This window comes from Paraburkholderia sp. A1RI_3L, assembly GCF_048957895.1.
GTDB classification, from domain to species: Bacteria; Pseudomonadota; Gammaproteobacteria; order Burkholderiales; family Burkholderiaceae; genus Paraburkholderia; species Paraburkholderia kururiensis.
In genome coordinates, this window is sequence record NZ_JARCHA010000002.1 from 717,703 (window position 1) to 735,346 (window position 17,644).

General features: G+C 65.8%; 18 protein-coding genes and 1 other RNA gene. 11 read left to right on the top strand and 8 right to left on the bottom strand.

Features of this window, described 5'->3' with window-relative positions; all coding sequences use genetic code 11:
• Window positions 1-39: 39 nt before the first annotated feature.
• The 9 genes from PXJ20_RS09350 (at window position 40) to PXJ20_RS09390 (ending at window position 9,522) form a co-directional block, all read left to right on the top strand.
• Window positions 40-1,464 carry an aminopeptidase P N-terminal domain-containing protein gene (locus PXJ20_RS09350; RefSeq protein ID WP_421029842.1) on the top strand — a complete coding sequence of 475 codons (1,425 nt, stop codon included), beginning with the start codon at window positions 40-42 and terminating at the stop codon, window positions 1,462-1,464.
• A 146-nt stretch (window positions 1,465-1,610) separates the two neighbouring features.
• A complete protein-coding gene (locus tag PXJ20_RS09355) occupies window positions 1,611-2,840 on the top strand; it encodes a UbiH/UbiF/VisC/COQ6 family ubiquinone biosynthesis hydroxylase (protein WP_421029843.1) in 1,230 nt (409 codons plus the stop codon).
• A 193-nt stretch (window positions 2,841-3,033) separates the two neighbouring features.
• On the top strand, window positions 3,034-4,095 hold the full coding sequence (gene dusB, locus PXJ20_RS09360; RefSeq protein ID WP_017777008.1) for a tRNA dihydrouridine synthase DusB: 1,062 nt from the start codon (window positions 3,034-3,036) through the stop codon (window positions 4,093-4,095).
• The gene (locus PXJ20_RS09365; protein WP_017777009.1) at window positions 4,092-4,325 is read left to right on the top strand and encodes a Fis family transcriptional regulator; all 234 of its coding nucleotides are present in this window, start codon (window positions 4,092-4,094) and stop codon (window positions 4,323-4,325) included. The genes dusB and PXJ20_RS09365 overlap by 4 nt, the downstream gene beginning before the upstream one ends.
• A gap of 43 nt (window positions 4,326-4,368) precedes the next feature.
• Window positions 4,369-5,934, top strand: coding sequence for a bifunctional phosphoribosylaminoimidazolecarboxamide formyltransferase/IMP cyclohydrolase (gene purH / locus PXJ20_RS09370; protein WP_421029844.1), 1,566 nt, complete (start codon window positions 4,369-4,371; stop codon window positions 5,932-5,934).
• A 124-nt stretch (window positions 5,935-6,058) separates the two neighbouring features.
• A complete protein-coding gene (gene ruvC / locus PXJ20_RS09375) occupies window positions 6,059-6,601 on the top strand; it encodes a crossover junction endodeoxyribonuclease RuvC (RefSeq protein ID WP_026121892.1) in 543 nt (180 codons plus the stop codon).
• Between the two features lie 124 nt (window positions 6,602-6,725).
• Window positions 6,726-7,307: a Holliday junction branch migration protein RuvA gene (gene ruvA, locus PXJ20_RS09380; protein ID WP_017777012.1), complete on the top strand. Its 582-nt coding sequence runs from the start codon at window positions 6,726-6,728 to the stop codon at window positions 7,305-7,307.
• A 152-nt stretch (window positions 7,308-7,459) separates the two neighbouring features.
• Window positions 7,460-8,524, top strand: coding sequence for a Holliday junction branch migration DNA helicase RuvB (ruvB, locus tag PXJ20_RS09385; protein ID WP_126878067.1), 1,065 nt, complete (start codon window positions 7,460-7,462; stop codon window positions 8,522-8,524).
• A 38-nt stretch (window positions 8,525-8,562) separates the two neighbouring features.
• Window positions 8,563-9,522: an oxygenase MpaB family protein gene (locus PXJ20_RS09390; protein WP_421029845.1), complete on the top strand. Its 960-nt coding sequence runs from the start codon at window positions 8,563-8,565 to the stop codon at window positions 9,520-9,522.
• Window positions 9,523-9,562: 40 nt separating this feature from the next.
• Here the strand turns inward: PXJ20_RS09390 and PXJ20_RS09395 are convergent, their stop codons facing one another.
• The 3 genes from PXJ20_RS09395 to tyrS form a co-directional block, all read right to left on the bottom strand.
• On the bottom strand, window positions 9,563-10,222 hold the full coding sequence (locus PXJ20_RS09395; RefSeq protein WP_421029846.1) for a histidine phosphatase family protein: 660 nt from the start codon (window positions 10,220-10,222) through the stop codon (window positions 9,563-9,565).
• A 145-nt stretch (window positions 10,223-10,367) separates the two neighbouring features.
• On the bottom strand, window positions 10,368-10,838 hold the full coding sequence (gene dtd, locus PXJ20_RS09400; protein WP_017777016.1) for a D-aminoacyl-tRNA deacylase: 471 nt from the start codon (window positions 10,836-10,838) through the stop codon (window positions 10,368-10,370).
• Complete coding sequence (gene tyrS, locus PXJ20_RS09405; protein WP_017777017.1) at window positions 10,835-12,082, bottom strand: tyrosine--tRNA ligase; 1,248 nt, start codon at window positions 12,080-12,082, stop codon at window positions 10,835-10,837. Before tyrS ends, dtd begins: the two co-directional genes overlap by 4 nt.
• A 222-nt stretch (window positions 12,083-12,304) precedes the next feature.
• Here tyrS and PXJ20_RS09410 point away from each other — a divergent pair, with 222 nt between their 5' ends.
• Entirely contained in the window at window positions 12,305-13,459 is a 1,155-nt protein-coding gene (locus PXJ20_RS09410) for an anhydro-N-acetylmuramic acid kinase (protein ID WP_421029847.1), read from the top strand.
• 106 nt (window positions 13,460-13,565) lie between these two features.
• Here PXJ20_RS09410 and erpA read toward each other — a convergent pair whose 3' ends face one another.
• The 3 genes from erpA to rplM all read right to left on the bottom strand — a co-directional run bounded on the left by erpA (window position 13,566) and on the right by rplM (window position 14,957).
• Window positions 13,566-13,931: an iron-sulfur cluster insertion protein ErpA gene (gene erpA / locus PXJ20_RS09415; protein ID WP_017777019.1), complete on the bottom strand. Its 366-nt coding sequence runs from the start codon at window positions 13,929-13,931 to the stop codon at window positions 13,566-13,568.
• 193 nt (window positions 13,932-14,124) lie between these two features.
• Entirely contained in the window at window positions 14,125-14,517 is a 393-nt protein-coding gene (gene rpsI, locus PXJ20_RS09420; RefSeq protein WP_017777020.1) for a 30S ribosomal protein S9, read from the bottom strand.
• 11 nt (window positions 14,518-14,528) lie between these two features.
• Window positions 14,529-14,957, bottom strand: coding sequence for a 50S ribosomal protein L13 (rplM, locus tag PXJ20_RS09425; RefSeq protein ID WP_017777021.1), 429 nt, complete (start codon window positions 14,955-14,957; stop codon window positions 14,529-14,531).
• 715 nt (window positions 14,958-15,672) lie between these two features.
• Here rplM and PXJ20_RS09430 point away from each other — a divergent pair.
• Window positions 15,673-16,092, top strand: a complete 420-nt coding sequence (locus PXJ20_RS09430; protein WP_026121894.1) for an OsmC family protein — start codon at window positions 15,673-15,675, stop codon at window positions 16,090-16,092.
• Window positions 16,093-16,186: 94 nt separating this feature from the next.
• Here the strand turns inward: PXJ20_RS09430 and rnpB are convergent.
• An RNA gene (gene rnpB, locus PXJ20_RS09435) (RNase P RNA component class A) lies at window positions 16,187-16,598 on the bottom strand.
• A 65-nt stretch (window positions 16,599-16,663) separates the two neighbouring features.
• On the bottom strand, window positions 16,664-17,644 hold the full coding sequence (locus PXJ20_RS09440) for a DUF3025 domain-containing protein (RefSeq protein ID WP_421029848.1): 981 nt from the start codon (window positions 17,642-17,644) through the stop codon (window positions 16,664-16,666).

Genomic DNA, 17,644 nt, shown 5'->3' on the forward strand with positions numbered 1-17,644 from the left:
AGCCGGGAACGTCTGCGGATTGGGCGCTACAATCTCGCGATGGACCAGCCGACCGATTCCTCCCTGCACCGCCCCGCCGCCGACGCGCCCGCCATCGACGTCTACCGCGGCCGCCGCGAGCGCGTGCTCGCTGCGCTGCGGGCCGCGGGCGGCGGCGTCGCCATCGTGCCCACAGCGCCCGAAGTCCTGCGCAATCGCGACACGGACTACGCCTACAGGCACGACAGCTACTTCTATTACCTGACCGGCTTCGCGGAACCCGAAGCGCTGCTCGTGCTCGACGCGAGCGCCGCAGCCGGCGAACCCGCCGCCATCCTGTTCTGCCGCGAGAGAAACGCCGAGCGAGAAACCTGGGAAGGCTTCCGGTACGGCCCCGAAGCGGCACGCGGCACCTTCGGCTTCGACGCGGCCTTTGCCTCCGACGAAATCGACGCGCAGTTGCCGCGCATCCTGGCCGGCAAGCCGGCGCTGCACTATGCGCTCGGCTCGTCCGCCGCGCTCGACGAGCAGGTGCGACGCTGGCTCGACGCCGTGCGCGCCCAGGGCCGCAGCGGCGTGACGGCGCCCACGGCGGCGCACGACCTGCTGCCGCTGCTCGACGACATGCGTCTCTTCAAGGACGCCCATGAACTGGACATCATGCGGCGCGCCGCACGAATCTCGGCGGCCGCGCACTGTCGCGCGATGGCCGCGTGCCGGCCCGGCATGCGCGAGTACGAGATCGAGGCCGAACTGCTCTACACGTTCCGCAAGCACGGCGCGCAGGCGCCGGCCTACGGCTCGATCGTGGCGGCGGGCGCGAACGCCTGCGTGCTGCACTATCCGGCGGGCAACGCGATTGCGCGCGAAGGCGACCTCGTGCTGATCGACGCGGCCTGCGAACTGGACGGCTACGCGTCGGACATCACCCGCACCTTTCCGGCGAGCGGCCGTTTCACACCGGCCCAGCGCGAACTCTACGAAATCGTGCTGGCGGCCCAGCAGGCGGCCATCGGCGCCACCCGCGCCGGCGTCAGCTTCGACGCGCCGCACGAAGCGGCCGTGCGCGTGCTCGCGCAAGGGCTGCTCGACACAGGCATCATCGGCCGCGCGCAGTTTTCGTCCGTGGACGACGTGATCGCCGAGCGCGCCTACACGCGCTTCTACATGCACCGCACAGGGCATTGGCTGGGCATGGACGTGCACGATTGCGGCGATTACCGCGAACGGGCCGGCACCGCGAATGGCAAGCCGGATGCCGCGCCGCCGTGGCGCACGCTGCGGCCTTCGATGGCGCTCACGATCGAACCAGGCCTCTACGTGCGCGCCGCCGAAGACGTGCCGGAACGCTACTGGGACATCGGCATTCGCATCGAGGACGACGCCATCGTCACCGAACACGGCTGCGAACTCATCACACGCGACGTGCCGGTAGAAGCCGACGAAATCGAGGCGCTGATGCGCGAAGCGCGCGCGCCTGCGTGAGATGCACGAGAACCAGCACGGACTGACGTGCGGGCGCGTCCGAACGCGACGGCCCGCCTGAGAGAAGCAACCGGTACGGACACGAAATGAACGCAGTCTCCCGAACCGCAGGGCCGGCTCGCCCCGCCCAAGTGCAAACCGCTGACATGGCAACTTCATCGACAGGGCCGACGCACATCACCGCAGCCACGCCGTTCGATTTCGACGTGACCATCGTAGGCGCGGGCCCGGTTGGCCTTGCACTCGCGGGCTGGCTCGCGCGGCGCAGCGCCACGCGCGAACTCAAGATTGCGCTGATCGATGCGCGCGAACCCGAAGACTCGGTCTCCGACCCGCGGGCCATCGCGGTATCGGAAGGCAGCCGCATGCTGCTCGAACCGCTCGCGTGGCCCGCGGACGCCACCGCCATCCATCGCATTCACGTCTCGCAGCGTGGGCACTTCGGCCGCACGCTGATCGACCGGACGGAGCACGATCTGTCTGCCCTCGGCTACGTGGTGCGGTATGGGTCCATCGTGCAGGCGCTGGCTGCGTGCGTGCACGACACGCCGGTGCACTGGCTGCGCTCCACGTCGGCACTGCCGCCCGTGCAGGAATACGACGGCGTCACGCTGCCCATCGAGAACGCGCATGGTGCTCGCAACCTCCGTACGCGCGTTCTCGTGAACGCGGAAGGCGGCCTTTACCAGCGGCGGGAACCGGGCGCATCCGCGAGCCTCGTTGCGAGCGCCAGAAGCACGCGTGACTACGGACAGACGGCGATCATCGGCACGGTCACGCTCTCTGCACCACAGCCGCACGTTGCCTGGGAGCGGTTCACGGACCAGGGGCCGATCGCCCTGCTGCCGATGGGCGGCGCACGCGGTGCCGACTACGCGCTCGTCTGGTGCTGCTCGCCCGACGAAGCCCGGCGACGCGGCGAGCTTTCCGACGACGCGTTCCTCGCCGAACTCGAAGTCGCGTTCGGCAGCCGCCTTGGACACTTCACGCACGTCGCGGGGCGCGCGTCGTTCCCGCTCGGGCTTTCGGCCGTGGATACGCTGGTGAAGGGCCGCGTCGCCGCGGTCGGCAATGCAGCCCAGACGCTGCACCCCGTGGCGGGTCAGGGACTCAACCTCGGTCTGCGCGATGCGCATGCGCTTTCGGATGCGTTGTCGCAGCATGGCGCCACGCCGCTCGCGCTGGCCTCGTTCGGCCAGCGCCGCGCACTCGACCGGCGTCTCACCATCGGCGCCACGGACACGCTCGCGCGGCTCTTCACGTTCGACCTGCCGGCGCTCGGCACGCTGCGCGGCCTCGCGCTCACCGCGCTTGAATTCGTCCCGCCCGTGAAGACGGCGCTCGCGAGGCAGATGATGTTCGGTCAGCGCCGCTAGCTGCGCGAACGCGGGGCAGTCCAGGCCGCAGGCGATTTTCATCGAAGATTTAGCAGGCCAGCCCCGGCGTCAGACCCGGGGTCATACGGCGAGCGAGCCGTCCGCAGGAGCGGTTACGCTAAAATATGCGTTTTCCCCTTCGCACCATGCGTATGCCGCAACGCGGCACGCGCGCCCGTTCCTGCCCTTCGACATGCTCACGCTTGGCCGCCACACGCTGCGCAACAACCTGTTCGTCGCCCCGATGGCGGGCGTCACGGACCGGCCGTTCCGCCAGTTGTGCAAACACCTCGGCGCGGGCTACGCGGTCTCGGAGATGGTCGCCTCGAACGCCCAGTTGTGGAAGAGCGAGAAGACCATGCGGCGCGCCAACCACGCGGGCGAAGTCGAGCCGATCGCCGTCCAGATCGCGGGCGCCGATCCCGACATGATGGCCGAGGCCGCGCGCTACAACGTGGCCAACGGCGCGCAGATCATCGACATCAACATGGGCTGCCCGGCCAAGAAGGTCTGCAATGTCGCGGCAGGCTCAGCGCTGCTGCAGAACGAGGCGCTCGTCGCGCGCATTGTGTCGGCGGTGGTGAATGCCGTCGGCGTGGGGCCGGACGCCGTGCCCGTCACGCTCAAGATTCGCACCGGCTGGAACCGCGAGAACCGCAATGCGCTCACCATTGCGCGCATTGCCGAAGAGGCGGGCATCTCGATGCTCACCGTGCACGGCCGCACACGCGCCGATCTCTATCACGGCGAGGCCGAATACGACACCATCGCCGCGGTGAAAGCCGCCGCGCGCATTCCCGTGGTGGCGAACGGTGACATCACGTCGCCGCGCAAGGCACGCGAGGTGCTGGCCGCCACCGGCGCGGACGCCATCATGATCGGCCGCGCCGCGCAGGGCCGCCCGTGGCTCTTTCGCGAGATCGCCCATTTCCTCGCAACCGGCGAGTTGCTGCTGCCGCCGCGTGTCGAAGAGATCCAGCGCATCATGAACGGCCATCTCGAAGACCACTACGCGTTCTACGGCGAATTCACCGGGGTACGTACTGCGCGCAAGCACATCGGCTGGTACACTCGCGGCCTTCGTGGCGCCCAGGCGTTCCGGCACCGCATGAACACGCTGGACACCACGCGCGAGCAGCTCGCCGCCGTCAACGAATTCTTCGACGCACAGAAGGCGTTCTCCGAGCGCCTCGAATACGTGGACGAAGAAGGCGCCGGCGACGAGCCCGAAACAAACGATCGACTGGCAGCATGAGCAAGCACAACATAGACCACTGCGTCCGCGAGAGCCTGGGGATGTACTTCCAGGACCTCGACGGCGCCAACCCGCACGACGTCTACGACATGGTCATTTCGTGCGTCGAAAAACCCATGCTCGAGGTGGTGCTCGAGCAGGCCGGCGGCAATCAGTCGCTGGCCGCCGAGTATCTCGGCATCAACCGCAACACGCTGCGCAAGAAGCTTCAGCAGCACGGCCTGCTGTAGCGCCGCGCGCCGCGCCCTCGTCCTCCGGCTTCCCGTTCCCATCATGATCAAGCAAGCGCTCATCTCCGTTTCCGACAAGTCAGGCATCGTCGACTTCGCCAAGTCGCTGTCGGGCCTCGGCGTCAAGATCCTGTCGACCGGCGGCACCGCGAAACTGCTCGCGGACGCCGGTCTTCCCGTTACCGAAGTGGCCGACTACACGGGCTTTCCGGAAATGCTCGACGGGCGCGTGAAGACGCTGCACCCGAAGGTGCACGGCGGCATCCTCGCGCGCCGCGATCTGCCGGAGCACATGGCGGCGCTGGAACAGCACGACATTCCGACCATCGACCTGCTCGTCGTGAACCTGTATCCGTTCGTGCAGACCGTTGCGAAGGACGAGTGCACGCTGGAGGAAGCCATCGAGAACATCGATATCGGCGGCCCGACCATGCTGCGTTCGGCGGCGAAGAACCATCGCGACGTAACGGTGGTGGTCGATCCGTCCGACTACGCGGCCGTGCTGGACGAAATGCGCGCCAACGGCAACAGCGTGAGCTACAAGACGAACTTCCGCCTCGCGACGAAGGTGTTCGCGCACACGGCTCAATACGACGGCGCGATCACGAACTATCTGACGAGCCTCACCGATTCGCTTTCGCACACGTCGCGCAACACGTATCCGGCCACGCTGAACCTCGCGTTCGACAAGGTGCAGGACCTGCGCTACGGCGAAAACCCGCATCAGAGCGCGGCGTTCTATCGCGACCTGGCGGTACCCGAAGGCGCGCTTGCGAACTACCGCCAGTTGCAGGGCAAGGAACTGTCGTACAACAACATCGCCGATTCGGACGCCGCCTGGGAATGCGTGAAGACCTTCGACGCGCCGGCCTGCGTAATCATCAAGCACGCCAATCCCTGTGGCGTCGCGGTGGGTAGCGATCCGCACGAGGCCTACTCGAAAGCGTTCCAGACCGATCCGACCTCGGCCTTCGGCGGCATCATCGCGTTCAACCGCGAAGTGGACGAGGCCGCAGCCCAGGCCGTGGCGAAGCAGTTTGTCGAAGTGCTGATCGCGCCGGCCTTCAGCACCGCCGCACGGCAAGTGTTCGAGGCCAAGCAGAACGTGCGTTTGCTGGAAATTCCGCTGGGCGCCGGCTTCAACGCGTTTGATCTGAAGCGCGTGGGCGGTGGCCTGCTCGTGCAATCGCTCGATTCGAAGAACGTGCAGCCGCGCGAATTGCGCGTGGTGACGAAGCGCCACCCCACGCCGAAGGAAACGGACGACCTGCTCTTCGCATGGCGCGTGGCCAAGTTCGTGAAGTCGAACGCCATCGTGTTCTGCGCCAACGGCATGACGCTCGGCGTAGGCGCGGGTCAGATGAGCCGCGTGGATTCGGCCCGTATCGCGAGCATCAAGGCGCAGAATGCGGGCCTCACGTTGGGCGGCTCGGCAGTGGCGTCGGACGCGTTCTTCCCGTTCCGAGACGGCCTCGACGTGGTGGTGGCGGCGGGCGCGACCTGCGTGATTCAGCCCGGTGGCTCGGTGCGTGACGACGAGGTGATCGCCGCCGCTGACGAGCACAACATCGCGATGGTGCTGACCGGCGTGCGCCACTTCCGGCACTGAGTCGCACCGGCCTTCCAGGCCGCGAAACACCCCGCAGGCGGCTTGCCTCTGCGGGGTGTTTTTTTGTGCGGGCGCGGCGGGCATTCGTTGTACCATCGCAGGCATTCCGTCAGCAGTGCATTTCATGAGAATTCTCGGCATCGACCCCGGCTTGCGCGTAACCGGTTTCGGCGTAATCGACCAGACCGGCCACCAGCTCACCTACGTCGCGAGCGGCGTGATCCGCACCGCCGATGCCGACTTGCCGACCCGGCTCGGCACCATCTTCGACGGCATCTCCACCCTCATTCGCCAGCACGCGCCGGATCAGGCGGCTATCGAGAAAGTCTTCGTCAACGTCAACCCGCAATCCACGCTGTTGCTCGGTCAGGCGCGCGGCGCCGCGATTTGCGGACTCGTGGCAGGCGGCGTGCCGGTTGCCGAGTACACCGCGCTGCAGCTCAAGCAGGCGGTGGTGGGCTACGGCCGCGCGACCAAAGAACAGATGCAGCAGATGGTGGTGCGCCTGCTGAGTCTCGCCGGCGTGCCGGGCACTGATGCCGCCGACGCGCTCGGCATGGCCATCTGCCACGCGCACGGCGGCGACACGCTTGCGACCCTGGGCGGCATTGCACCATCCCTCGCGAAAAAGGGACTGCGCGTGCGGCGCGGACGGCTGGTGGGCTGAAGGCGGTGTCGCCGGCAAGCCAGCGCCGTTCACCACAAGGTCCCACTTTTCAGCTACGCCGCTGCGTGCCGCAGACCTATGTCGCTGAGCTACACTCGCGCTTTCCGTTCTCATTGAATCCGCCATGATCGGTCGCATTGCCGGTGTCCTGCTGGAAAAAAATCCGCCTCATCTGCTCGTCGACTGCAACGGCGTAGGCTACGAAATCGACGTGCCGATGAGCACGTTCTACAACCTGCCTTCCACCGGCGAGAAAGTCGTGCTGCTCACGCACATGGTCGTGCGCGAGGACGCCCACCTGCTGTACGGTTTCGGGACAGCGCAGGAACGTGCGACATTCCGCGAACTGCTCAAGATCACGGGCATTGGCGCGCGTATGGCGCTTGCCGTGCTCTCGGGCATGAGCGTGCAGGAACTCTCCCAGGCCGTCACGCTGCAGGATGCGGCGCGCCTCACGCGGGTGCCGGGCATCGGCAAGAAGACAGCCGAACGGCTGCTGCTCGAACTGAAGGGCAAGCTGGGGGCCGACCTGGGCGCAGCGGCTGCCACCGTGTCCGCATCGGATCACGCCTCTGACATCCTGAATGCATTGCTCGCATTGGGTTACTCCGAAAAAGAGGCGCTGGCCGCCATCAAGAACGTGCCGGCCGGCACCGGGGTTTCCGAGGGCATCAAGCTCGCGCTGAAGGCGCTGTCCAAGGCGTAAGAGATGCCCGACGGACGGCCTTCGGCGACCTTGAGTACTGGGGCGCCAGTGCCGCAGCGCATGACGGGACAAGCTTCGCATGCCGCACGTGCCCCCGCCACCTGGCCGTTCGGCCAGCTTTGCCGGCCGGCACCGCGCGGTACAATGCGTCCATGATCGAAACCGACAAACTCGCCGCCGAACGCATCATCGCGGCCACGCCCGTCTCTCCGAACGAGGAAGCGTTCGAGCGCGCGCTGCGTCCGCGCCAGCTCGAGGAATACGTCGGCCAGGAAAAGGTACGCGGCCAGCTGGAAATCTTCATCGAGGCAGCGAAGCGCCGCTCGGAACCGCTCGATCACGTGTTGCTGTTCGGACCGCCAGGCCTTGGCAAGACCACGCTTGCGCACATCATCGCGCGCGAAATGGGGGTCAATCTGCGGCAGACGTCGGGCCCGGTGCTAGAGCGCGCCGGCGACCTCGCGGCGCTGCTCACGAACCTCGAAGCCAACGACGTCCTGTTCATCGACGAAATTCACCGGCTTTCGCCGGTCGTCGAGGAAATCCTGTATCCGGCGCTCGAGGACTACCAGATCGACATCATGATCGGCGAAGGGCCGGCCGCGCGCAGCGTAAAGCTGGACCTGCAGCCGTTCACGCTGGTGGGCGCCACCACGCGGGCCGGCATGCTGACCAACCCGCTGCGCGATCGCTTCGGCATCGTCGCGCGGCTTGAGTTCTACAACGCGGAAGAGTTGTCCCGCATCGTGCGGCGCTCCGCTTCGCTGCTCGGCGCGCAGATCCATCCGGACGGCGCGCTCGAAATCGCCAAACGCTCGCGCGGCACGCCTCGTATCGCCAATCGACTGCTGCGCCGCGTGCGCGACTTCGCCGAAGTGAAAGCGGACGGCAATATCACGGCCAAGGTGGCGGATGCAGCGCTCGCCATGCTGGACGTCGATCCCGTCGGGTTCGACCTGATGGACCGCAAGCTGCTGGAAGCCATCCTGCACAAGTTCGACGGCGGTCCGGTGGGCGTCGACAACCTCGCTGCGGCCATCGGCGAAGAGCGGGACACGATTGAAGACGTGCTGGAGCCGTACCTGATCCAGCAGGGTTATCTGCAGCGCACGCCGCGCGGACGTGTCGCTACGCTCCTCACCTATCGGCATTTCGGGCTCTCCGCGCCTGAAGCGTCGAACCCCGTGCGCGGCCTTTGGGACGCCGACGCGCCCTGACGCCGCGCAAGACAGGTTAAGCCGCAACCGAGCACTCCATGTCCGACGACGCCAGCCACCGCAGCAGCACGCCGGGCACGAGGGAACGCAGCGGACTCACCGCACAACTGGCCCAGCGCGTGCGCTCGAAGCTCGCCGACGCAGTGACCCATCTCACGAGCGGCGGCGGCCCCAGGCTCGACTACTCATCGCCACCGGGCGACCCCGGCCTGTTCGGTCCCGATGCGGTGTGCTGGAAGGTTCACGCCGACTTCACGTCGATGATGGCGGGCGGCATCAGCGCCTTGATGCTGCAAACGCTGCATCCACTCGCGCTTGCGGGCGTCTGGGACCACTCGGCGTTTCGCACCGACATCCTCGGCCGCCTACGGCGCACGGCGACCTTCATTGCCGGCACCACCTATGGCAGCCGGCGCGACGCGCTCGCGCTGATCGAACGCGTGAAGCAGATCCATCTGGGCGTGACGGGTACGGCGCCGGACGGGCGTCCGTACCGCGCGAGCGACCCCACGCTGCTGACGTGGGTCCATGTGGCCGAAGTGTCGAGTTTTCTGGCCGCCCACTTGCGCTATGTGAATCCGGGCCTGTCGCTAGCCGCCCAGGACCAGTACTTTGACGAAACCGCGCGCATCGCCGAAATGCTGGGCGCAACGAACATCCCGCGCTCGCGGGCGGCCGTCGATGCCTGGCTGCTCGCGATGCAACCCGAACTCGAAGTGAGCGACCGCACGCGCGAAGTCGTGCGCATTCTCATGCATGCGCTGCCGCCCAATCCCGCCGTGCGCCCTGCCGGGCTGCTCATGCTCAACGCGGGCGTGGATCTGCTGCCGGATTGGGCTCAGCGGATGCTCGGCTTCGATGCGTTTTCAGGCATGCGCCGGTTAATGGTGCGGCCGGGTATGCGCGCGGTCGCGCCGGTAATGAGATGGGCGTTGACGAACGGCGTGTCGAAACGCGCAAGGCGGCGCGTCGCCGCGGGCATGCATCACGACGATTGAAGGCGGCCTGGGCGGTAAAGCTCAGGCTTAGGCTCACCGATCAGCGCGCTTTCTTCAGGTTGTCGTCGGCGCTCTGCCCGCCAAGGTGAGAGGCATCGGCCCAAGAAACGATGCGCGCCGCCCCTGCCTCGAAATCCACCACGTTGACGCTCGCGTTGAGCAGCGGCCACTCGCGCGGCGCCTGCAGCGGCAACCCTCGTGCGAAGCGATAGATGCAGTCCAGCACGCCGCCGTGCGTCACGCACGCAATGCGCCCGAAGGGGTGTGCGGCGACGATCGGCTCGAGCGCGTGCAACACCCGGTGGTAGAACGCCCGCTGCGACTCGCCGTCAGGTGGAACGAAGCCAGGATCGCGGGTTTGCCACTGCACGTACTCGTCGGGAAAACGCGCGGCAATCTCGTCGCTGTCGTGCCCCTGGAACGCACCGTAGGAACGTTCGCGCAGCCCTTCGGAAAGCTGGATCGAAAGGCCGAGCGCTTCGGCAGTGGGCTCGGCCGTCTGCTGTGCGCGCTGCAGGTCGCTCGACCAGATGGCGTCGAGCTTCGCACCGTCCGCCGCTTCACGCGAAAGACGTGCCGCGAGTCGCCGTGCCTGTTCTTCGCCGCTTGCGGCGAGCGGAATGTCGATGTGCCCCTGGATCCGCTTGATGCGGTTCCATTCGGTTTCGCCGTGGCGGATGAAGAGAATCTGAGTGGACATGGAGAGGATGGTGGCACCGCCCGCAGGCGGCAGTCCCGGAAAGCGGACATTGTCGCAAAAGCCGCGCCGCGTCCACGATGGCCGCGCGACACGGGCGCTCTGCCGCACAACCGCGGGCAACCTCGGCCGGCAAGTTCGGCCGAGGTCAGTTACGCACTTGCAGCCAGAACGTGACGGGGCCGTCGTTGACGAGCGAAACCTGCATCTCGGCGCCGAACTCGCCGGTCTCCACGATGGGATGCTTTGCTCGCGCCGCCGCAACGAAGTAGTCGAACAACCGACGCCCCTCTTCGGGCGGAGCCGCCGGCGTAAAGCTGGGACGCAGGCCACTGTTGGTATCGGCGGCGAGCGTGAACTGCGAGACAAGCAGCAGACCACCCGCTTGCCCCGCGCCGTCGATGTTCTGCACGGAGAGGTTCATCTTCCCCGCGGCATCGCTGAATACCCGATAGCCGAGCACCTTGGCAAGCAGCCGGTCGGCCATTGCTTCCGTGTCCCCGCGTTCGGCGCATACGAGTGCGAGCAGCCCGGCGCCGATGGCACCGGTGACGCGCTCGCCTTCGGGGCCCACGACGCGCACATCGGCGCGCCGCACGCGCTGGATCAGCGCAATCATGCGGTGAGCGTCACGCGCGCGAAGCGGCGCTTGCCGACCTGCACCACGTACTCGCCCGCGTCTACCTTCAGTCCCTTGTCAGAGACCGTGGCGCCATCGATCTTCACGCCGCCCTGCTCGATATTGCGCAGCGCTTCGCTGGTCGACGGCACGAGGCCCGCTTGCTTGAGCAACTGGCCAACGGCGAGGGGCGCGCCCGGCAGCGTCACGGCCGGAATGTCGTCCGGCACGCCGCCCTTCGCGCGGTGGTTGAAGTCTTCGAGCGCGCGCTCGGCATCGCCCTGCGAGTGGAAGCGCGCCACGACTTCCTGCGCCAGCATCACCTTGAAGTCGCGCGGATTGCGGCCCTCTTCGGCCTCGCGCCGGAAGCGCGCAATCTCGTCCATGGGGCGGAACGACAGAAGCTCGAAGTAGCGCCACATCAGCGTGTCGGAGATGCTCATGAGCTTGCCGAACATATCGTTCGGCTTTTCGCTGATGCCCACGTAGTTGTTCTTCGACTTCGACATCTTGTCGACGCCGTCCAGACCCTCGAGCAGCGGCATCGTCAGAATGCACTGCTGGTCCTGGCCGTACTGCTTCTGCAACTCGCGGCCCACCAGCAGGTTGAACTTCTGGTCCGTGCCGCCCAGTTCCAGGTCGGCGTTGAGCGCGACCGAGTCGTAGCCCTGCATGAGCGGGTACAGAAATTCGTGGATCGAAATGGGGACGCCGCCCTGGAAACGCTTCGTGAAGTCTTCGCGCTCCAGCATGCGGGCCACCGTATAGCGCGAGGCGAGCTTGATCATGCCGTCGGCGCCAAGCGGCATGCACCATTCGCTATTGAAGCGGATCTCCGTCTTTTCGCGATCGAGCACGAGCGCCGCCTGATCGAAATAGGTCTTTGCGTTGGACTCGATCTGCTCGCGCGTGAGCGGCGGGCGCGTCGCGTTGCGCCCTGAAGGGTCGCCGATCAGCGAGGTGAAATCGCCGATCAGGAAGATCACGGTGTGCCCCAGGTCCTGCAACTGGCGCATCTTGTTGAGCACCACTGTGTGGCCGATATGGATGTCCGGTGCGGTCGGGTCGAGGCCCAGCTTGATACGCAGCGGCGTGCCCGTGGCGGCGCTCTTCGCGAGCTTCTGCACGAACTCTTCTTCGATCAGCAGTTCATCGGCGCCACGTTTGGCGACGGCGAGCGCGTGACGCACTTCGTCGGTGATCGGAAAGGCGGGGGCGGCTTGGGACGGGGACTCGGTGCTCATGCTGTAACGTAACTTGAAGTCAGACATGCGATTTTACGTGATTCCCCTTCCCGCGCCGATGTTTGCTCGCGGCTCGGGAAAAGGTCGCGACGCAAGACGGCACCGATTCGCAAGATCACGCCCGTTTTACGCGCCCCGCCCTTGCGCCGATAGCCGATAATCGCGTGACGCATACCCACGCGGCCACCGCGCCGCGACGACTTCGGCGAAAGGAGTGAAGACGTGTCCCAGCGCGACGATGAACGGGCGGCACAGCACGCCGCCGACGGCCTGTACTTCGGCTTGATGTCCGGCACGAGTATGGACGGCGTGGATGGCATCGCGGTCCAGTTCGAGCATGGCAGGCCGCCAGTGGTCCGGGCGGAGGCCTTCGTGGGCTTCGCGGACGGCCTGCGCGACGCCCTCTTCGCGCTCCAGCATCCCGGCGAGAACGAGATCGAGCGCGAGGCGCTGGCGGCCAATGCGCTCGCTGCCCGCTACGCTGTCTGCTGCCACGAGCTGCTGCGTGCCGGCAACCTGTCGCCCGGCCAGGTGCGCGCCATCGGCGTGCACGGACAAACCGTGCGTCATCGTCCCGAGATGGGCTTCACGCGGCAGACCAACAATCCGGCGCTGCTCGCCGAGATGACCCATATCGACGTGGTCGCCGATTTCCGCAGCCGCGACGTAGCGGCGGGCGGTCAGGGCGCGCCGCTCGTCCCCGCCTTCCACGCCACGGTGTTCGGCTCGCGACGCGAAACACGGGTGGTGTGCAACCTGGGCGGCATCAGCAACATTACGATTCTCGATGCGTCCGGCGCCGTGCGCGGCTTCGACTGCGGGCCGGCGAACGCGCTGCTCGATCTGTGGGCCAGCCGGCATATCGGCAAACCGTACGACGAAAGCGGCCACTTCGCCGCGAGCGGTCAGATTCATCAGCCGCTGCTCAACGCGCTGCTCGACGAACCATTCTTCGAACAGAAGCCACCCAAGAGCACAGGGCGCGACCTCTTCAACGCAGCCTGGCTCGATGGCAAGCTACGCGGCTATGAGGCGGTACCGCCCGCGGACGTGCAGGCTACCCTGGCGGCGCTCACGGCCGTGACCGTGGCGCGCGAGATCGAGCGTCATGCCTCCGACTGTCGCGCCGTGTACGTCTGCGGCGGCGGGGCGCGCAATCCCAGACTGTTGAAGGCGCTGGAGGGCGCGCTACAGGCGAGCGGCGTGGCGGGCGTGCCGGTGATGACCACCGAGGCGCTCGGCGTGCCGCCGCATCAGGTGGAGCCCCTCGCCTTCGCCTGGCTCGCCATGCGCTGCGTCGCGCGCGAACCGGGCAACCTGCCGTCCGTGACGGGCGCTGCGGGGGAACGGGTGCTGGGAGCGATTTATCCGCACTGAAGAGTGCGGCCACACGCCTGTGCGGAGCGGGCAATGAGACACCAATAGAAAACGGGGCTTCGCGCCCCGTTTTTTTGATACCACCCGCCGTACAACCTCAGGTCGATCAGACGGAGAACGACGAGCCGCAACCGCAGGTGGTCGAGGCGTTCGGGTTCTTGATGACGAACTGTGCGCCGTTGAGGTCGTCCTTGTAGTCGATCTCAGCGCCCACCAGGTACTGGTAGCTCATGGCGTCGATCAGCAACTGGACGCCGTTCTTCACCATCACGGTGTCGTCCTCGTTGGTCGTCTCGTCGAACGTGAAGCCGTATTGAAAGCCGGAGCAGCCGCCGCCTTGCACGAACACGCGCAGCTTCAGCTCGGGGTTACCTTCTTCGTCAATCAGTTGTTTGACCTTGTCAGCCGCTGCGTCCGTGAAGACGAAGGGACCCGGCATGTCGGTCACGGGGGTGTCGGTCACAGCGTTCATTCGAACTCTCCAAAAAAGCCTTTAGCCGGTATTGTAGGACTGATCCCAAAGTCGTGCTTTAAGCCCACAAAATCAAGGGGTTCTCCACGCGGCCGGCTATACAGACGAAAAAGCCGCCGGCGCATCTGCGCGGGCGGCTTTTTGCAGTCCCGGCGCCCCGCACCCAATGTGCGCGGGACAGCCAGTGAAGCGCTTAACGCTTCGAGAACTGCTTGCGGCGGCGTGCCTTGTGGAAACCGACCTTCTTACGTTCCACTTCACGTGCGTCGCGGGTGACGAACCCGGCGCTCGACAGTGCCGGCTTCAGCGTCGCGTCGTAGTCGATCAGCGCGCGGGTGATGCCGTGGCGCACAGCGCCTGCCTGACCCGTTTCGCCGCCACCGGTCACGTTCACCTTGATGTCGAACGTGGCGCCGTGGTTCGTGAGCTCGAGCGGCTGGCGCACGATCATCAGCGAGGTTTCACGCGAGAAGTAGTCGGCTATAGGCTTGCCGTTGACGACGATCTCGCCCTTGCCCGACTTGATGAAGACACGAGCGACTGCGCTCTTGCGGCGGCCCGTACCGTAATTCCAGTTACCGATCATGTGGGCTCCCCTTAGATCTCGAGCGCCTTCGGCTGCTGAGCCGAGTGCGGATGCGTTGCTTCGGCGTAGACCTTCAGCTTCTTGATCATCGCGTAGCCGAGCGGGCCCTTCGGCAGCATGCCCTTCACTGCCTTCTCGAGCGCGCGGCCCGGGAAGCGTTCCTGCATCTTGCCGAACGTCGTTTCATAGATACCGCCCGGGTAGCCCGAGTGACGGTAGTACTTCTTGTCGGTGGTCTTGTTGCCCGTGACCTTGAGCTTGCTCGCGTTGACGACGATGATGAAATCGCCGGTATCGACGTGCGGGGTGAACTCAGGCTTGTGCTTGCCGCGCAGACGGCGTGCCACTTCGCTGGCGACACGGCCGAGAACCTTATCCGTCGCGTCAATCACGTACCATTCACGCGTCACCTCATGGGCTTTTGCGGAAAACGTCTTCATGATCGATCCAATAAAAATGCAGTGCCCTGTGTTCTTTCCTGCTTGTTGAAAAGCGCTCGAGGCGCTGGCGCAGGCTCTCCCTGTTCTTCTTCCGTGGGCATGATACGGAAAAGCCCTGAATTATAAAGGAAATTGGCGGGCTACGTCAAAGCCGGCCTGACGTGGCGGCAAGGAGGCGTCGCGCGAGCGCCGTCGGTCCCTCGTCTATGCCGGAGTGAACACTTACCGCCGGGCAAACGCGTCGCAATCATGCCTGCAACGGACGAAAAAAAGCCCGAACGCTTTTGGTTCGGGCTTAATCCACCAAAGGAGGAGGGTGGAGGAGACATGCTGAGGTGATGAACAACTCGATCACCAATGAACGCAATTATACGGACAGCGCTTGTGCGACGCAAGAATATTTGCATTGCGAAATCATAAACCACTATGTGAAACGATGCGCTTCGCACAGCGAGAAGTCCTACCTTCAAGGAAATCAGCCCGTTAGCGGCAGTGGCGCCCCGCGTAGCGCGCGCGTTTTAGAGTAAAACCCCTAAAGAATTGCGACCGCGCGCCATTCTTCGGTCACACGTTTCCGCGAAAGGCAAGGCGGCAGTCCGATGGGCAAACACCATCACGCCATGGGATTACGCCGGGCAATACCGGGAAACGTCGCGGAAGACACCGGGCTACAATTGCCGCCTTGACGTTTGAGCCAGACGGCTGGAGTACACGCATGGAATGCAAAGTAAGCTGGATGGGCGAAGGAATGGCGTTTGCCGCCGAAACCGGCAGCGGCCACCTTGTGGCCATGGACGGCGCCCCGGAAGGCGGCGGCCGCAACCTCGCGCCACGCCCTATGGAAATGGTTCTGCTCGGCACCGGCGGCTGCACGGCCTATGACGTCGTGATGATCCTGAAGAAGAGCCGTCAGGAAGTGAGTGACTGCTCCGTGACGCTGAAAGCCGACCGCGCGAGCGAGGACCCGAAGGTCTTCACGAAGATTCATTTCCACTTCACGGTGACGGGCAAGAATCTCAATCCGGCCACCGTCGAGCGGGCCATCAATCTTTCGCACGACAAGTACTGCTCGGCGTCGATCATGCTCGCCAAAACAGCCGAACTCACGCATTCGTTCGATATCGTCGCGATCTGACGCGCCCGCGTGCGCATCGGCACGCGCCGGCTCATCGATGAGCCGAAAAAAAGCCGGCGTCGGTTATCGACGCCGGCTTTTCTCCTGAATGAAGCGGCAAAGCAGGCCTGTAAGCCGGATTCTGTGCACACGCGGCGCCTTGCGGCGCTGCGCGCGTGGCAGCCATTCCTCTAGGCGCGTCATTGCTGGCGCGCTCAAGCTTCCTACCCGCAGACGAAACGGGGGCCCCGTCCTGTATCGCGAAGATACACGCCTGCCTACTTGGAATTGCTCCGGGTGGAGGTTGCCGTGCCGTCTGCGTCGCCGCAGCCGCGGTGCGCTCTTACCGCACCGTTTCACCCTTACCTGATCCCGGCTGAGCCGGGCCATCGGCGGTCTGTTCTCTGTTGCCCTGTTCCGCGTGTCGCCACGGATGGCCGTTAGCCATCACCCTGCCCTATGGAGTCCGGACTTTCCTCGCCCCCGCGGACCGAAGCCCGCGAGGCCGCGACTGCCCGGCCTGCTTTGCGAAGCGCGATCTTAACATGTGGGGCGCCCGGCTATTTGCAACGGCGGAGCGCAGAGCCGTTGCCTACCGTTGCCGCCGTCCCTTGCGAAATACCGACGGGTCGTCATAGAACCCCGCGGCTTCGTTTGCACTCCACCAGCCGGGAATACCCAGTACGGGCAGCGGCGCAAAGCGCTGGCCGCTGAGTTCGGTGTTACGCGCGAGCGCTTCGCTCACCGCCGCATCGAGCCACGCGTCGCGCTGCGCCCTGTCCCACGAAAAATAGGCCATGGGCACCTCGACGATCCACGCGTGCGCCGTGCAGGCCTTGAACGGCGCCATGAGCTTTTCGAGCAGCGCGTGCCCGAAGCATCGGACCTCGCGGTCCCCTCCCCAACCCGCACGATGCGCAACGAAGAGCGTGTGCCAGTCGAAGGCACGCAACGCCGCGGTTTGTTCGGGGTTCGCGCTGGCGAAGATCACGGCGTTCTCGTCGAACAAGGTGAGCGCGTCACGCACGCCGCCGCGCGTTGGGCCTACGCCGAGCAAGTCGATCTGCTCGGCCTGCCGGGCGTTCAGGGCCGCCTTGACGCGCGGAAACGAGAACCACACCAGCGCGTTGAAGAAATCATGGAGGTTGTGCCGCGTCGGCACGCAGCCGGTGGCCGCGATATGCGCCTCGTAGGCGGAGCCGGGCGGCAGGTCGTCCTGGGCGATGAACGCGAGCGGCCGGCCTCGGCCAGTCGTCTGCCCGGACGCCTGCGCATCCGCATTGAGCTCGGAGAGAAACGGGGGGTAGCCGTGAAGCGCCGCCTGCTGCCAGCGCACACCGCGCGCAGCGAACTGCTGGAACCACGGTTGCGACCAATCGATCCGGCCAAAGCCGGCCGGATCGCTTCGGACAGCGCAGTCCGCATCCGCCAAGGCCGGTTTTTGCGGTTCGACCCGATCCGCGGACGTACGCGGAGCTTGCGATGCCGCAACGCCCGCGGCATCCCATGGCGCCACCGCCCCGGCCGGCACCTCCGCCTTCGCCCACGCATCGCTCACCGCCTTGTGCGGCAT

Coding starts and splice junctions, on each gene's coding strand:
- tyrS (WP_017777017.1), bottom strand. CDS start 12,082: ATGAGCACCGAGTCCCCGTCCCAAGCCGCCCCCGCCTTTCCGATCACC.
- erpA (WP_017777019.1), bottom strand. CDS start 13,931: ATGAACGCTGTGACCGACACCCCCGTGACCGACATGCCGGGTCCCTTC.
- PXJ20_RS09430 (WP_026121894.1), top strand. CDS start 15,673: ATGGAATGCAAAGTAAGCTGGATGGGCGAAGGAATGGCGTTTGCCGCC.
- PXJ20_RS09355 (WP_421029843.1), top strand. CDS start 1,611: ATGGCAACTTCATCGACAGGGCCGACGCACATCACCGCAGCCACGCCG.
- purH (WP_421029844.1), top strand. CDS start 4,369: ATGATCAAGCAAGCGCTCATCTCCGTTTCCGACAAGTCAGGCATCGTC.
- ruvA (WP_017777012.1), top strand. CDS start 6,726: ATGATCGGTCGCATTGCCGGTGTCCTGCTGGAAAAAAATCCGCCTCAT.
- rpsI (WP_017777020.1), bottom strand. CDS start 14,517: ATGATCGGTAACTGGAATTACGGTACGGGCCGCCGCAAGAGCGCAGTC.
- PXJ20_RS09350 (WP_421029842.1), top strand. CDS start 40: ATGGACCAGCCGACCGATTCCTCCCTGCACCGCCCCGCCGCCGACGCG.
- dusB (WP_017777008.1), top strand. CDS start 3,034: ATGCTCACGCTTGGCCGCCACACGCTGCGCAACAACCTGTTCGTCGCC.
- ruvC (WP_026121892.1), top strand. CDS start 6,059: ATGAGAATTCTCGGCATCGACCCCGGCTTGCGCGTAACCGGTTTCGGC.
- PXJ20_RS09440 (WP_421029848.1), bottom strand. CDS start 17,644: ATGCCGCACAAGGCGGTGAGCGATGCGTGGGCGAAGGCGGAGGTGCCG.
- PXJ20_RS09390 (WP_421029845.1), top strand. CDS start 8,563: ATGTCCGACGACGCCAGCCACCGCAGCAGCACGCCGGGCACGAGGGAA.
- PXJ20_RS09365 (WP_017777009.1), top strand. CDS start 4,092: ATGAGCAAGCACAACATAGACCACTGCGTCCGCGAGAGCCTGGGGATG.
- ruvB (WP_126878067.1), top strand. CDS start 7,460: ATGATCGAAACCGACAAACTCGCCGCCGAACGCATCATCGCGGCCACG.
- PXJ20_RS09395 (WP_421029846.1), bottom strand. CDS start 10,222: ATGTCCACTCAGATTCTCTTCATCCGCCACGGCGAAACCGAATGGAAC.
- rplM (WP_017777021.1), bottom strand. CDS start 14,957: ATGAAGACGTTTTCCGCAAAAGCCCATGAGGTGACGCGTGAATGGTAC.
- dtd (WP_017777016.1), bottom strand. CDS start 10,838: ATGATTGCGCTGATCCAGCGCGTGCGGCGCGCCGATGTGCGCGTCGTG.